Genomic DNA, 15,347 nt, shown 5'->3' with positions numbered 1-15,347 from the left:
CATTAAACAGCTGCCCTGATTTTCATCAAAGGTATGATTTCACTTCTGTGGAGGAGGCGATCGAAGATCGCCGTCGCCAGTGTCGTTTCGCCCAGACACTCCCCCATTCAATGGGGCTCTTGTTCAGCGTTAAAATAAACATTGTTTTCTCCTACATATCGTGGGAGAACTGAAAGAACAGTTGCGCATCTTGGGGATCATAATCCATAAGCATGATGTCATCGATGATGATTAAATCGGAGGCAATAATGCGTTTATACTGTGCCTTCGACTTGCTGATATGCTCTCGCATTTTGAGTATGTAGATCAAGTGATCCATAAGTATGAACGACACCTGGTACCCCTGATTGACACTGTGGATGTCCATCCCGGGCGAACCTAATACCGAAAAGTGATTCCTGGTTCGTAAACTGTTGTATCTTATTTGTAGAAGATTGTTTACTTTTAGTTGTAGAAAACTGTTGAGTCTAGTTTAACAGTTACAGCTGCTCAACTCCGCACCTGTACAGGGGAACATCGGCGGCATCGTCGATATACCAAATGTCTGCTGTACGCTGTCACTGCTCAAGGAAATCCAGGAGAAGAATCCGAGACTGTGGATGGTTTAGAAGTAAAGACGATTCCGATTTAATCGGAATCGTCTTTGTTTAAGGAAGTAGGGTGGTTTAGGTTGAAGTATTGATCATCTATTATAAACAGCATGCTCTACTTTGGAAGGAATATTACCAAAGAAATATTCTTCAACAATTTTCCAGAACTCATTAGTATAGTTATAAACCTTCTCATTCTCAGAATCTCCGACTTTTGGCAATGAAAATAAATGTTTATACATTTCTATTGCTCTCAAATAGGTAAAATATTGGTCGGTTAAAATTTTATTGTCATATTTCATAGGGTTTTTCACATATCTTTCCATCTGTGAAATAGCATTTATTCTAAGGGAAATACTTGGGCTGTTTCCACCAAATAGTTCGAAGCTTACTAAGTTGTAGGCTTCCAAGAATCCAAGTAAAATATTATAATAATCTATTTCGTCATTCCTAACATTTCGAATAAGATAATAATCAGTATATGTCTCTTTAGTATCTTTTGCAGTCTTAGACGTAAGTTTATTTAGGGTCTCATGCAGTATTTCTAACAAGTCCTCATAATTATTATTTATGCGATACTTCTCATTGGAGGAGAAACGAGTAATTGATCGTGTACCTCTAAGGTGATCAATTTGAACAAGTGTATTAATTACTGTTGAAGTCACTCTATCTGCTTCTCGAGGTTTTAATCCCATATTAAATCTTAGTTTTTTTGAAAAATCTTCAATGGTAAAGTGGGATTGACTCAAAGCAAAACCTCTAAGTGACTCTTCTACTTTACTTGTAATGTCTTCTAGTTTGGAATGAATATCTTTTTCTGAAGTATCTTGAGCATAAATAACTTTATATTTTACTGCAAAGTTAAGATCCATAAGTAAGGGATCACGTTTGATTTCGTCTCCTCTTTTAGCAAGAAAGTATTTAAACTGCCGATAGGAGAGTCGATTAAAGTTCTTTTTCCAGTATTCCTCGGTTCTAAAAATATATATAGAATTGTAGTATGAATTTTCAAGATCACAAATTTTGATAAAGTAATTTCTATAGCGATTATCATTAATTTTATTTTGCATTGAGTCATTTACAAGGATGAAATCTTCGCTATTCGTAGATCCTGGCCTTGAAACAAAAGGCGGATAGCTTAGTTTATTTTTAAAATCATTCTCTATAGTGAGTAATGCACGTTTAACTTTTTTCTCTAACTCATCATCGGTTTGTTCATCATCATCTTTATTGAAAATGTAATCAAAAGATTCAATGCTGATATTTAAATGACGCTTATTACCTGAGTTGGAATAAAGCGTTAAAATTTTATCCATCACATCAATCAATTGATGTTTTTTCATTGAGGACATGCCTCTTAGTTGCTTATACTCATTGAAATCTTTATTTGGCAAATAGTCGAGCATTGCCTGTCCTTGTAACCCTGGTTCCCTTGCAACTCTCCCAATTTCTTGAATGTAGTCCAGTAAGTTCCCGGTAATTGCATAATGATAGACAACTTCTATGTCTGGAATGTCTATCCCCATCCCAAATGCTTTTGTAGCCAACATTATTTTTCTGTTTCCTGATCTAAAGTCATTGAAGTTGATTTCTTTATCTTCAGGACGTAACTGCCCATGATAACTTGTAAAGGATTCGATAAGTTGAGGTTCCCAATTCTCGGCTGTTCTAATAAAGCGTCTTAGACTGATAACAGTAGGAAAATAAATAAGCATTTTTTTATTGGAATGCAAAGTTTGCTTAACTCGGGCAAGTGTTGCTTTATCTTTGACTCCGGCAGCATCATTGCCGCCCTCCTTTTTGTCTTCTTCATTTACTTTTCTAATATTCATATAGATGTTATCTTTTGTAACTTTTCCTATGTATTGAATAGGCGAAACTAAATTTAGTGATTTTTTGATTTCACCATACATATCATCGGGGCCACCTAATATTGCAGTAGCAGTAAAAGTAACGATTGGGAAGTTGTGGTTCTTGCGTAATCTATTAAGGTAACTCCCCATATACCAGTAATCTACACGAAATGTTCTTCCCCAGGTGGTAACAGTATGAGCTTCGTCAATCACAAATAAGCCGATTTTTCTATCCCCAATCAAGTCATGGATATCAGAACGATTTATGAGTGTTTCTATTGAAATGTATAGAATATCAATTTTACCATCCTTAATATCTTGTGATATAACTGATTTTTCAGTTGGAGAAAGTCCTGAATTTATAGTTTTGGCATTTTTTATTTCTCTTTTATTCAGATTTTCGACCTGATCATTCATAAGGCCAATTAAAGGAGAAATTATAAGTGTGAGTCTCTTTTCTTCAGGGTGTTTATACTTAATATAAAGCGATGGGATTTGAAACATAATTGATTTGCCAGCTCCAGTTGAAGAAGTGACAAAAATATCTCTTGGCGCCCCACCTTCTATAGAGTTTTCCATTTGAGTGACAATGTCATCAATGATTTGTGCCTGGCTTATCTTTGTCAGCTCACGAGTTCTTAAATTTTTATACATATCCAAGCTTTTAAAAGAATTGTATTTCCAATACTTATATAAGAGGCCTTTATATTCTTTTTCTCTATGAATCAATTTCTTTTCAATAATAGGCTGATAAACAATAAAAATACTATCTGAATGAATGAATGCTAATATTTTTAGTGTATGCTCTATCTCTTCGTTGAGGGGCCGGCTGACAGCAATTCTTTTGTGATGGTTTCTTTCTAAATATTTATTTAAGTTAATTAGAGTTTTAGGATTATCATTATACTCAAATGAGTAATCATACTCATTCTCATTGAGTTCTTCGCTCTGTTCCAATTTTTTTTCATGTTGATAGTAAAAATCTTTCGTATAAGGTTCCAATAAATCGTTATCTACACTTACATAGTAGTCCCCTTTAATATTATGGATTGAAGTATAGATTTCATTAATTTTCTTATCTAGCTCGCTCGCTTTATAATCTTCTTTTTCATATAAATATTCATAGAATGTTTCAATATTACTAAAAGAATTGTTATACGGGTACAAGGAAATAAAACGATTGTTATAAACTACGGAGATTTCACTATCATCAAAAAACACTTCTATTACATTTTTAAATATAAAGAACTCCTCGTAAGTAATCCAGTGTGGTTCATTTATATTTTGAAAATATGATAAATAGTCTTTCGGGCGTTTCCCATCGGACTCTTCCAAGAACATATCCAATCCCCCAGGGAAGTTGAGTAGCTTATTATCAAAATTAAATAATTCTGTGTCAGAAAAGCCTACTAGAATTGATATTTTAGTGCTTAATATATAAGTGGGTTCACCTTTTATCATTTATACTCCTCCATGTACTCATCGAGTCTATATTTTACAAACTGTCCTTTTAATTTTTTTAAGGATTTACTTTCGATTTGTCTTATTCTTTCTCTAGTAACTGATTTTTCCTTTCCAATTTCTTCTAAAGTTTTTGGTTCTCCATTATGCCATCCCATTCGCTTTTCAAGAATTTCTCTCTCTCTGTCATTAAGTGTTGTATACATTATTTTTTCTACTTCTTGACGAAATGAATTGGCGAACAACTCTTCATTAGGAGATTTTAAATTTGATCCATATAAAACTTGTGTTGCATCTACAAAGTTTTCTAATTTCGTATCGTTATCTTCTCCTACTAAGGTTTGTAATGATGTAACACCATTATTAAATTGCTTATCAATTAAAAATAAATCCAACAGAGCCTTTTCACTCATATTGAGTCTATCCATACAAAAGTTTATCTGTTCGGCAAGGTCTTCACTCATGGATTCTTTTATAGCTTTGTGTACTTGATTGATTTTTTCATGAACATGTACAGGTAAGCGAATTGTTAATTTATAATCTGCGATATCTCTTGTAATTTTCTGTCTTATCCAATGAGTGGCGTATGTTGAAAACTTGTATCCTAACTCTGGATCGAATTTTTCAATAGCCTTATATAACCCCCTATTACCACTAGCAATTAAATCATCGAGATCTAAGATAGAATGTTTAACAACTTGTTCATACTTGGAGGCTATTTTGATAACTAACTTTTGATTTGCCTCAACAATTTGTTCGATTGTCTTATCTTCTTTTCCCTTTTCATTGTATAACTTATTAAAATAAACATCGTTATTTAAGTGATCGCTTTCAAAATCAGTTAAATCTTTATCTTTCAACTCTAAAAACTCTTCTGTATCTTCTAAACTAGGAAAGAAATCTATTTCAATATTACTTTTTTCTTCGTTTGATGTATCGTAAGCTTCATTTACTTCATTGTTTTGGTTATTTGGTTTATTTTTCTCTTCGTTAGTTTCTACTGAGTCTTTAAATCTGAACCCCAGTCTATGAACATAATAAATTCCTTTATCTTTCTCTAAAAATAATTTTTCGTAGAGGTAAGCATTAGTCATGGGGATAACTCCTGCATTTACTTTAGTTAGAAAGGTATCGTAAGTAAACTCTAAAATACTGTTGATGGAGTGAGTTTTAAAGTAACTTAAAAGATCCATTTCTGTTTTCATAATTATCACGACCTCTATAATCTAATATTCAGAAATATATATATAATTATACTCCAATTAAATGAGACATTAAAGGTCATGAGGTAATAAATGTAAAGTAGTTTACTATGAGAAGCATAGTTTTTAAGCCTTAGCCTATTGTTCAAAGCTTTTATTGAAATATAATATGATAGAATATTCTTAACACATATATGTGGAATGAACTGATGAAAGGCCTAGTAATAAACAACTTCTCATTTGATAGAGAGAGTATAAACACTTTAAAAAGCATGGACTACAACAACTACCCAATCGTCTATATACTACACGACAACAAGAAGAAAAAGAGTGCCTATATCGGACAGACGGTACAGATGAGGAATCGGATGAAGGCGCATCTGAAAGACGAAAAGAAGAAGGGATTGGATAGTGTCCTTCTGATTGCCCATGAAAATTGCAACGAGTTTAATTAATAATAATGAAAAGAATAGTATATGTGTCTTCCAAGCACCCACAGGTAGTGGGAAAACAGTTATGATTGGGCAGCTAATTAGAGAACTTATCGATGAAAATACTGATACTGATTTATGTTTTCTTTGGGTTTCAATTGGAAAAGGACAGTTACATGTACAAAGTAAAAATAAGCTAGAAAATATGTTCGAAGGATCTCCAATATGTTCATTGATTGAAGAAGAGTTCGTCGGATTCAGAGAAGAGATTAATCAAAACGAAGTTGTTTTTGTAAATTGGGAAAAGGTAAGAAGTAAAAATAGATCAACTAATGAATGGTCAAATACTTTGATGCGAAGTGGAGATAAAATCTCATTTCCCGAAGTACTTGAAAATACAACGAGCAAAAGAAAAATTATACTTATAATGGATGAAAGTCATTATGGGGCTGATACAGACCGAGCCAAAGAAATAAAATCACTTATAAATGCGGATCTGTTATTACACATGAGTGCAACACCAAGCTACATACCCGATGCAAGACAAATACAATTAGGGACAGCAGGATATGTGTCAGTTGAACCTTCTCAAGTTATAGAAGAAGGAATGATAAAAAAGAAGTGATTATTAATCAGTCGTTGAAGGACTTGGTCACAGAGGATCTTTCGTCGCAAAATGCAATATTATTAGCTGCGCTAAATAAGAGAGAGCAGCTCAAAGAGTCATTCAAAGAAGAAAACAGCAAAGTAAATCCATTGGTACTCATACAGCTACCGAATGCTGATGATGGAGATAAAAAATTAGAACAGGTAAAACAGTTTCTAAAAGATAATGACATCACTGAAGAAAATGGGAAACTTGCTATATGGCTATCCGATATCAGAAGTTCTTCACTCGATGACTTGACTAAGAATGATAATGAAATAGAGTACTTAATATTTAAGCAAGCAATTGATACTGGATGGGATTGTCCAAGAGCACAAATACTTGTAAAATTGAGAGAAATAAGAAGTACAACATTTGAAATTCAAACAGTTGGTAGAATATTAAGAATGCCTGAGCAAAAGCATTATTTAAAGAATGAAAACTTAAACAAAGCCTATATTTATACAAATATTGAAAGTATTACTGTAAAAGCAGAAGAATATAATCCAAATATTATAAAGCGTTGGTCCAGCAGATTAAAAGAAAATGTTGATGCTGAATTAAAAATAAGCTCATATTATAAATCTAGAGTAGATTATGGAAACATTATGTCGGACTTCCAACAAGTGTTTGTAGATGAATGTTTAGATACTTTCTCAATCGACAGAAATTCAATAAACTTTATAGAAAATATTGAAAAACTAAAAAGCTACGATATGGATTTATCGCTAGAATTGGATCCGCAAAAATTATATTCGGATTATATATTAGATAGTACGAAGATTGACGGAGGCTATGAAGTTGAAGATAATTCTCTACAGGTAGGCTTCAAGAATGACGATACTGAGTTACAAGGGTATTTTGAAGAAATAATAAAAGAGAATACTGGATCCTTTGCTCCAAAGAGATCACTATCACCTATAAAAACTTCAATATATCGTTTCTTTAATGAATATTTAGGGAGTGGACAATGGGAAAATGAAATGAAGAGTATTCAAGTCGTTATTATTAAGAATAGAAGTATATTTATTCCTATACTTCTGAATGCAATAGATAATTATAAACTTAATAATCGAAATAAATTTGAAGATGCTAACTCTGAGAAATTGGATTATAACTACCATATACCTCATACAATGTATTTTAATGAACATAAAGTTGAAGAATTAGAGAGTCATGAAAAATACACTCACTCGCCTTGTTATCTAGATATTAATCGTTCTACACCAGAAAAGACATTTGAAACATATATTGATAATAATAAAAGTGTTGTATGGTGGTTTAAAAATGGTGAGAATAAACAAGAATTTCTAGGCATAAAGTATGAATATGAAGGTATAGTACGAACATTCTACCCAGATTACATTATTAAAACTGAGAAAAGTATTGGACTACTAGAAGTGAAAGAGAAAGATGATCGAGATGGCCAAACCTGGACTAAGGCAAAATCGAATTACTTACAAAAATATATAGTAAATATGAACAATCATAAAGAAGGTACCAATAAAATTTTTGGTGGAATTGTAATAGAAAATAATGAAGAGTGGCTTATTAATATGTCAGAAGATCTAGAATGGGTTTTAGTAATGAAAAATGATTACTCCCAATGGCAAAAACTAAGCGACATCTTAAAAAAGCATTGATATATTTAATGAAGACGTGTCTCTAGGAAATAATCTTGAAATATATTGATAATGTAGTAATGATTTTATCCTGAACTTTTATGTTGACTATTATTGATAACACCTAAAAATATTTAAAATTTTTCGCCAAAATAAAAGACAGCATACTTGTCGAAGCAATTTAAATTTATAGGTTTCCTCAATGTGATTTGTGAATGTATATTTGAGCAAGATTCATTTAATATAATAAATTATGACTATGTATTTATATATGGTAGATCATTAGAATCATTATCACTAAAATTTTTACCGATTTCTTAATGACGAGACTACCAATATAGATATGTTAATAGTTAAAAATTTGTACTTAACATTCAGTCTGGGTATATGCTTGTTTCTTTTTTAAGCTATTTAAGGGGGGAGCAATTCGAGATAGTTGAGTAATGGTGTATTTTTACACCTTGGGAATGATGCCCCCTAACTGTAAATCCGGTCATGCTCTCTCTTTTGTAAGAACCTAAATATATTATAGTTGCTACGTTGAATTTCCAGTTTGTTATGGAGCATTATTTTAAATGCATCAAGGGTTACTTAGTCATTTGCCATGTATATTCTCTATTAGGTTTTATTATTGCGGTCTATAAGCTGGTCTGACTATCTGATATTCGCAAGCATCTTGTCGGGCTAAAGCTCCAATGGTGGAGTATACTAACTCATATTTTAAATGGGTTACAGTTCACACATCTATAACATTGTTGTACTAAATAGAGGAATGTGGTTGCTGAATGCTTAAGGTTAACGTGATATGAAAAGATTTTACATAAAGGAGTGAGTACTATTTTAAGCGACAAAACTATAAAGTATAAAGAAGAAGATTACTTTGATTTGGCAGATCATGTAGATTACTTTCATAATCAATATATTAATTCAGACTATACTGGTTCTGTGCTCCTAAGTGGTAAATGGGGGATAGGCAAAACTAGTTTTTTAAATTTATTGAAAGAAAATGCTTCTAGTAATGAAGTGAAAAAATTCAAGTTCATCGAGTTAGATTATTGGAACGAAGAAAGGTCAGGGCGAAAGTATTCTTTTGTGGCTCTTAAGACGTTTCCTATAATGTTTTTCATTATAAAGTTTCTACCAATTATATTAGTAACAGCTCTTGCAGTTATACAATTTGGGTTAGTATTATTTAAATCGTCACAAGTAAATATCTCTACTAATGATATTGTAATATGGATAGTGCTTATCATTATGAGTGCCGTTTTCAGTTTTATTAAGGATGAATATTCTTCAGAAAAAATCTTCAAATTCTTGTTGAGTTACAGAATAAGTCATCTTAAAAATACAAAATTAATTTTTGTAATAGACGATTTTGACAGAATCAGCTCTGAATCAAAAGATGGTTTATATAGCTTAATATCAGAAATGAACTTGTTCAACCATTCATTATTAATTGTTGTTGGAGAATACAAGAAGTTGGTAAGTGAAATGAATGATTCGATCTTTTTTCAAAAAATATTCTCTAATATAGAGTATGTACCGATTAAACTCAATAGTATAAATGTATGGGAGTACTTCGAAGAGCAGCTAAGTCTAAGTTTAACTGATATTGACTTAAGCATCTCTGAAAAGTCATTATTTACAGACATACGAGATTTGTTTGTTGAAGAAAAAAGAACAGTGAGAGAGGCTAACCATTTATTAAATTTATTTAATAGGGTTTATAGGAAAGACAAAGTCAATTCTAGTCAGCAACTTGCTTTATGCTACATTTATCAATATCATAATGTGATATATGAATACATAATCAACAATCAAGAAGTTATATATTCAAGGAACTTAATACCCTATAAGGAATATCCAATAATTGGTGATAAGTCTAATACGATTAGTTTGCTAGAAGAGTTGGAAAATAATCAGATTAGTATAAAAAGAATGCTTTCGGAATTGTTATATAAATTATTTAATGATGAAAAAAGTGGTTTTAAGCATGGGAGCATAACAAGTTCAATTTTTTTCCAAAGATACCAGATTGAAAGCGTAGAAGCTTTTAATACAATAGATTTGAGTGAAGTTAGAGAAATAGTTGAAATTCATCATAGTGATTATAGATTACTGAATAATGTAAATAATGAGGGTAATTTTGAAGAATTTTACTTCTTATTAAAGCAAAATTATTTTGATAACCCTAAAACTGAATCATCATATGAACAGATTTACCAGTCCCTACTAGTAAATATTATAATTTTACAAGAGTATAGCATTTTTAATCCTAAAAGTACCTTTACAATTAATTACCCCGACTCAATTTTCTATAAGACAAAAGATATTTTGCTATATAATTATGAATTAGAAGAGTCATATTTATTCGAAACCATGATAAAAGAAAACACTGAATTAGACATCTCCCAAAAGTTAAAAATTTTGCCTAAGTATATTCCAGCAAGAAGTGAAGAGCAAACAGAAAAACAAAAATCGATGGTGAGAGAAATTTTTAAAGAGAACATTGAATTCACCTTGCTACAAACCAAGTATCCAGGAACAGTCTTGTACTTTTACTCTCAATATAAAAATGAAATAGATCCTGAAGATGAGTATACTAGCAAATTTAAACCATTGCTTCAACTTGAAGACCATGATCTGTATCATTTTATTATTAATCATTTATCAGATAAGCAGAGTACAGGAGCTCCTAGTTTGTTTAGAATACATGACTATAGTTATAGCGAGGAGTTTAGAAAAGAATTAACTCGAAAAATAGAGAGCATGGAAGGAGATAAAAGAGAGCTATTAATGAATTTGATCAGAAATTACTGAAAAATGACAATAAGCATATTAAAGGAGATAAGATGTCTCAATTAATTATAGTAGGAAATGGGTTTGATTTAGCACATGGTATGAATTCTTCTTTTGGAAGTTTCAGTAATAGTATTTCTTCAAATACCAAAAACCAATGGCTTTTAGCTCTAAAGAAAAGATACATTGATACCGGCTATGATACATGGTACAATTTCGAAATTTTAATTGAGGAAATTACTAGAAAATGGTTTGTTGATTATTTTGATATAGTCGTAAAAAAAGAGGATATAAATATAATCATTGAAGAGATAAATTCTATCAATACACCTTATAGTCAGATTGCCAAAGCGCTTATGGATTATCTTGCAAAAGAAGATAAGCAATATTACAAAAAATTAGATTCAATAAGTAAGGTGATAAGAGAAGATTCTTATGCTCTAAATTTTAATTATACTAAGTTACTTAAACAATATATAAATTCTAAAAATATTCATTACTTACACGGATCTTTAGAAGAAGAATTTATAGTATTAGGATACAAATATTCGCCACGACATAAGGGCATGCCATTTGAAGCACGGTTGTTTGAAAAAGAAATTTTAAGAGAGGTGCTTAATTATCGAAGATATTTATCAAACAAAGACCTAAAGGATGATATTTTTCAATCTAGAATGAATGAATTATATGAAAATCTACATACTATGTTTAGTGGACTAGGTAGTATATGGTTTGATTATCCCGAAGAACTAGATAATAAAATGATGGATGAAACTTCAAACGGGGTAACCAAAGCAACCTACGGTTATTTTGGAATTCCTTTTAAAACAAAACTATCTCCTAACCTAGATAGGGAAATGAGAAAAGAAAGGTTACAGAAAATATCATTAGAATTGAATGATTATGGTGAGAAGAATGACTTTAAACCCCAACCAATAAAATTAAATATAGAACTCGATAAGATTGAGGAACTTTTAATTTTAGGTCACAGTTTAGAAGCAGACTTAGAACTGATTGATGAATTGTTATATAAAATGGTTAACTTGCGAGCAATTAAAATGTTTGTTTATGATGGTGAAAATGAGAAGAGTATAGATGAGAAGATAAAAACTATAAATAAGGTTTCTGATATAGCCATTGAACTCGTTAGTTATTAATAACCTAAAGATAAGCATAGAAATCAATTTAGCATTAGTGGTTACGTACTCATCTCGAAAGTTGAAGCTTTTTGGTTAAGTATTCTGATGGAGAAGTTTCACTATGAAAGGGTAATGTTTTTAATGTCAGAGGAGTGATATGCTTCTATTATAAGAAGTGAGAAGGGAAAAATATATAGTCTATCAAATGACAGGGGATGAATGTTTCTCGCCGTTCAAAATCCATTTGTGAACCTTTTTCTTTGCAATGATTACTGGTCTGGCACCGCGTGTCAGGATGCCGGTGGGTGATTATGTTGCGAGGTTACTAATGAGTGTGCTGTTCTCAAACATATCTTGGACGACCTTCTGACACTTAGTCTCGTACTAAACATTCTTCTTCCTGTGTGAAACGGTACCGTCCTTGAGCCGTGCATCGGGGTTCTGCCATGTGATGATGTAGCCGATGGGATAGCCCTTATGGAACTGTTAAACTAGACTCAACAGTTGGGCATGCGGAAAACAGGCTTGAACGACATTGATGTACGGGGCATACATATCAATGGTCACGGTCTTTACCCGGTGTCTGGCCAATCGGTCGTAGCGCAGGAAGTAACGCATTAATGCGGATTGTTTCCGGTCTTCGACAATATCAATCACCTGATGACTGATCGCATCACAGAATATGAAACTCATGGCCGAATCGATCGATTTCATACTCTTGAACTCATCAAATGAAAGGTGCTGCGGCAAGGCGTGCGTCGGGCGTTGGCGGATGGCCTGGGCCGTCTGGTCGATCACCCGGCTCACCGTCGGTGCCGAGACACTCGCCATTTCAGAAATGTACTGTTCTGTTAATCTTTGATTACATTGATGCGCAATCCACTGCTGCGTGCGCGTGGAGATATGGCAGTGTCTATCGACAATCTGCGTTTCTGCTGTAAAGCTGTGGTCGCAGTCTTTACAGAGATAGCGCTGTTTAGACAGTTTCAGGAAAGCCGGCAGACCGGAAATATGCGGCAGGGTAATTCTCGATGCCCGGGTGCCATTCTTAACAATACTGAACTGCGCATTAATACATCCGCAATCGGGGCAAAGTGTCGGATCATACGTCAGCTTGGCAGTGACGAACAAGGATTTAATGCCTTTATGGCTGACTACTTCCACTGTGGTATGCGTACAATCGATATTATTTTCTTTTATTTGGAGTAAAGATAGGATAAACTGTTTCATAGGCGTAAATGTGTCCTTTATTTTAGTTGTGGTGACTTTATTATAAAGAACATTTGCGCTGTTTTTATACCGTTTTACAGAAAAATACGATTAATGACAGTTTCGTCATCAACCGTATTTATTATAGAACCAAAATTGTTAGAGAGCATGACTTTTAATTATATATTACAGTTTAAAACAATATATTTTTTCACACTGTGTGAAAAAATATTGCTTTCTCCCAATCTATCATCTAGAATATATTTAACAGAATATTTTAAACTTTATTTGTTAGCGCTTTCTAAAATGATTATCAATTAAACAAAAGGAGATGGGTAGTTATGACAATTGCAGATCTGAAGCAGCGTGTTAATGAGTTCCTTGATGGTGAAATGGGATTGTATATAAATGGAGAGTATGTGCAGCCTCAAAGTGGTAAGACGTTTGATGTCTTGAATCCTGCGACTGAAGAGAGGATTGCGCAGGTAAGCGAGGCGGATGAGTCTGATATCGATAAGGCGGTCGCGTCTGCGAGGAAGGCCTTTGACGAAGGGGAATGGACGAAGATGGAGCCTGCTGAGCGGTCGCGTCTGATCTATAAATTTGCAGATCTTCTTGAGGAACACAGGGAGGAGCTGGCTCAGCTTGAGGCACTGGATAACGGGAAGGCATATCAGCAGGCTTTGGAAGATGATGTGGACGGCACGGTTCAGCATTTCCGCTATTATGCCGGATGGGCGACGAAGATTTCGGGCAAAACACCTAATGTTTCTCCGGATTATGTGACGTATACCGTTCATGAGCCCGTCGGGGTGGTCGGGCAGATCATTCCATGGAACTATCCTCTGGCGATGGCTGGCTGGAAACTTGGTGCTGCACTGGCTGCGGGTTGTACCATTGTGCTTAAACCGGCATCTGAAACGCCACTGTCGATGCTGTATGCTGCGAAGTTATTCAAGGAAGCAGGATTCCCTGATGGTGTTGTGAATATTGTTCCAGGTGCGGGCAGTATCGCAGGTAATGCTCTGGTTACACATCCTCAAGTGGATAAAGTGGCATTTACCGGATCCACTAAAACAGGTGGTTCGATCATGAAGAAGGCAGCGGATGATATCAAGAGTGTAACACTGGAACTTGGCGGGAAATCTCCTGCCATCGTGCTTGAGGATGCAGGTCTTGAGACAACGTTGGATGGCATCTTTGATGGAACAATGTATAACTCGGGTCAGAACTGCAGCGCAACAACGCGTATTTACGTCCACAGGAATCTATATGATGAAGTGCTTGAAGCTCTTAAGGAGAGAGCGGAGAAGACAGTTGTAGGACCGGGTCTCGATGATGATACGGAGATGGGACCATTGGTTTCTGAGAAACAGCTGGATACTGTCCTCGGCTACATTGAAAAAGGGAAAGAGGAAGGGGCAAGGCTGCTTACCGGTGGCGCCCGTAAGGGTGATAAAGGCTACTTCGTTGAACCGACAATCTTCGCGGATGTTGAAGATGATATGACGATTGCCAGGGAAGAAATCTTCGGGCCTGTAATGTCAGTGTTCGTATTTGATGAAGTCGATGAAGTGATCAGGCGTGCAAATGACAGTGAATACGGTCTCGCTGCAAGCGTATGGACGGAGAACATTAAAAAAGGCCATTACATCGCAAGCAAACTTGAGTCGGGTACTGTTTGGGTGAACGATTTTGGACTTGAACTGGAAACAATGCCTTTCGGCGGATATAAGAAATCCGGTATCGGCAGGGAAATGGGCGGAGATTATGGCATTTCCAACTATGTTGAAGTGAAGAGTGTATTTGTTAATATCAAACAGGACTAAAGCGTAAGAAGGTGCAATATGGATGATACGTTGGGCAGTGAACTGAAGAAAGTACGAAAGGGTAAAAGGATGACCCTGCAGGAATTGAGTGATAAGAGTGGTTTATCCATCAGTTTCCTGTCACAGGTAGAAAGAGGGCTCAGGACACTGACTTTTACGTCGCTCAGAAAAATCTCTGAAGCTCTGGAAGTGAATATTAATTTCTTTTTCGATAATGGTGGTACAAGCATCAAAAAGAAGATCAATAAGCAAAAAGCCGATTCCGGCAATTTTTCCTATACAAGTCTGGTAGGGCAGATGAAAAATCCGGATTTCACTCCAGCAATCATTGAGCTGAGTGCGGGAGAATCACAGAAAGTGCCGTATACCCACAGCGGTCAGGAATTTGTATATGTATTATCCGGGCAGCTGGAGGTTGAACTGGAAGGGACGAAAGAAACACTGTACGAGAATGAATCCATCCATATCGATTCCTCATTGGCCCATCACTGGTATAACGATACAGATGAAGTGACGGTGCTGCTTTTGGTTTCCTCCAATCAGAATTGATCAAGGCATGAAAAAAG

12 protein-coding genes are annotated in these 15,347 nt (G+C 34.4%); 8 read left to right on the top strand and 4 right to left on the bottom strand.

Annotated elements, in window-relative coordinates:
• Positions 1–151: 151 nt before the first annotated feature.
• Positions 152–367, bottom strand: a complete 216-nt coding sequence (locus tag ACKRAT_RS13205) for an ATP-binding protein (protein WP_411842839.1) — start codon at positions 365–367, stop codon at positions 152–154.
• A gap of 118 nt (positions 368–485) precedes the next feature.
• On the opposite strand from ACKRAT_RS13205, the gene ACKRAT_RS13200 reads away from it, so the two are divergent.
• Positions 486–608 (top strand): acetamidase/formamidase family protein, encoded by a 123-nt coding sequence (locus ACKRAT_RS13200; protein ID WP_411844465.1) that lies wholly within the window; start codon positions 486–488, stop codon positions 606–608.
• 74 nt (positions 609–682) lie between these two features.
• Here the strand turns inward: ACKRAT_RS13200 and ACKRAT_RS13195 are convergent, their stop codons facing one another.
• A complete protein-coding gene (locus tag ACKRAT_RS13195) occupies positions 683–3,904 on the bottom strand; it encodes a helicase-related protein (RefSeq protein WP_411842838.1) in 3,222 nt (1,073 codons plus the stop codon).
• Complete coding sequence (locus ACKRAT_RS13190) at positions 3,901–5,109, bottom strand: RNA polymerase sigma factor RpoD/SigA (protein ID WP_411842837.1); 1,209 nt, start codon at positions 5,107–5,109, stop codon at positions 3,901–3,903. The genes ACKRAT_RS13195 and ACKRAT_RS13190 overlap by 4 nt, the downstream gene beginning before the upstream one ends.
• Before the next feature lie 206 nt (positions 5,110–5,315).
• Between ACKRAT_RS13190 and ACKRAT_RS13185 the strand changes: the two genes are divergently transcribed.
• The 5 genes from ACKRAT_RS13185 to ACKRAT_RS13165 all read left to right on the top strand — a co-directional run bounded on the left by ACKRAT_RS13185 (position 5,316) and on the right by ACKRAT_RS13165 (position 11,761).
• Positions 5,316–5,561, top strand: coding sequence for a GIY-YIG nuclease family protein (locus ACKRAT_RS13185; protein ID WP_411842836.1), 246 nt, complete (start codon positions 5,316–5,318; stop codon positions 5,559–5,561).
• Positions 5,536–6,162 (top strand): DEAD/DEAH box helicase family protein, encoded by a 627-nt coding sequence (locus tag ACKRAT_RS13180; RefSeq protein WP_411842835.1) that lies wholly within the window; start codon positions 5,536–5,538, stop codon positions 6,160–6,162. Before ACKRAT_RS13185 ends, ACKRAT_RS13180 begins: the two co-directional genes overlap by 26 nt.
• Complete coding sequence (locus ACKRAT_RS13175; protein WP_411842834.1) at positions 6,159–7,826, top strand: hypothetical protein; 1,668 nt, start codon at positions 6,159–6,161, stop codon at positions 7,824–7,826. The genes ACKRAT_RS13180 and ACKRAT_RS13175 overlap by 4 nt, the downstream gene beginning before the upstream one ends.
• A gap of 807 nt (positions 7,827–8,633) precedes the next feature.
• Positions 8,634–10,625, top strand: a complete 1,992-nt coding sequence (locus ACKRAT_RS13170; protein ID WP_411842833.1) for a P-loop NTPase fold protein — start codon at positions 8,634–8,636, stop codon at positions 10,623–10,625.
• A gap of 32 nt (positions 10,626–10,657) precedes the next feature.
• Positions 10,658–11,761, top strand: a complete 1,104-nt coding sequence (locus tag ACKRAT_RS13165) for an AbiH family protein (RefSeq protein ID WP_411842832.1) — start codon at positions 10,658–10,660, stop codon at positions 11,759–11,761.
• Positions 11,762–12,229: 468 nt separating this feature from the next.
• Here the strand turns inward: ACKRAT_RS13165 and ACKRAT_RS13160 are convergent, their stop codons facing one another.
• Positions 12,230–12,973: a transposase gene (locus ACKRAT_RS13160; protein ID WP_411842831.1), complete on the bottom strand. Its 744-nt coding sequence runs from the start codon at positions 12,971–12,973 to the stop codon at positions 12,230–12,232.
• Positions 12,974–13,293: 320 nt separating this feature from the next.
• Between ACKRAT_RS13160 and ACKRAT_RS13155 the strand changes: the two genes are divergently transcribed.
• On the top strand, positions 13,294–14,781 hold the full coding sequence (locus ACKRAT_RS13155; protein WP_411842830.1) for an aldehyde dehydrogenase family protein: 1,488 nt from the start codon (positions 13,294–13,296) through the stop codon (positions 14,779–14,781).
• An 18-nt stretch (positions 14,782–14,799) separates the two neighbouring features.
• Positions 14,800–15,330: a helix-turn-helix domain-containing protein gene (locus ACKRAT_RS13150; protein WP_411842829.1), complete on the top strand. Its 531-nt coding sequence runs from the start codon at positions 14,800–14,802 to the stop codon at positions 15,328–15,330.
• Positions 15,331–15,347: the final 17 nt, after the last annotated feature.

Source organism: Salinicoccus sp. HZC-1 (assembly GCF_046736035.1).
GTDB lineage: Bacteria > Bacillota > Bacilli > Staphylococcales > Salinicoccaceae > Salinicoccus.
This window is presented reverse-complemented; position numbering and strand designations above follow the sequence as displayed.

Bases quoted from the DNA above. Each gene is read 5' to 3' on its own strand.
- ACKRAT_RS13205 (WP_411842839.1), bottom strand. From the start codon at position 367: ATGGACATCCACAGTGTCAATCAGGGGTACCAGGTGTCGTTCATACTT.
- ACKRAT_RS13195 (WP_411842838.1), bottom strand. From the start codon at position 3,904: ATGATAAAAGGTGAACCCACTTATATATTAAGCACTAAAATATCAATT.
- ACKRAT_RS13190 (WP_411842837.1), bottom strand. From the start codon at position 5,109: ATGAAAACAGAAATGGATCTTTTAAGTTACTTTAAAACTCACTCCATC.
- ACKRAT_RS13185 (WP_411842836.1), top strand. From the start codon at position 5,316: ATGAAAGGCCTAGTAATAAACAACTTCTCATTTGATAGAGAGAGTATA.
- ACKRAT_RS13180 (WP_411842835.1), top strand. From the start codon at position 5,536: ATGAAAATTGCAACGAGTTTAATTAATAATAATGAAAAGAATAGTATA.
- ACKRAT_RS13165 (WP_411842832.1), top strand. From the start codon at position 10,658: ATGTCTCAATTAATTATAGTAGGAAATGGGTTTGATTTAGCACATGGT.
- ACKRAT_RS13160 (WP_411842831.1), bottom strand. From the start codon at position 12,973: ATGAAACAGTTTATCCTATCTTTACTCCAAATAAAAGAAAATAATATC.
- ACKRAT_RS13155 (WP_411842830.1), top strand. From the start codon at position 13,294: ATGACAATTGCAGATCTGAAGCAGCGTGTTAATGAGTTCCTTGATGGT.
- ACKRAT_RS13150 (WP_411842829.1), top strand. From the start codon at position 14,800: ATGGATGATACGTTGGGCAGTGAACTGAAGAAAGTACGAAAGGGTAAA.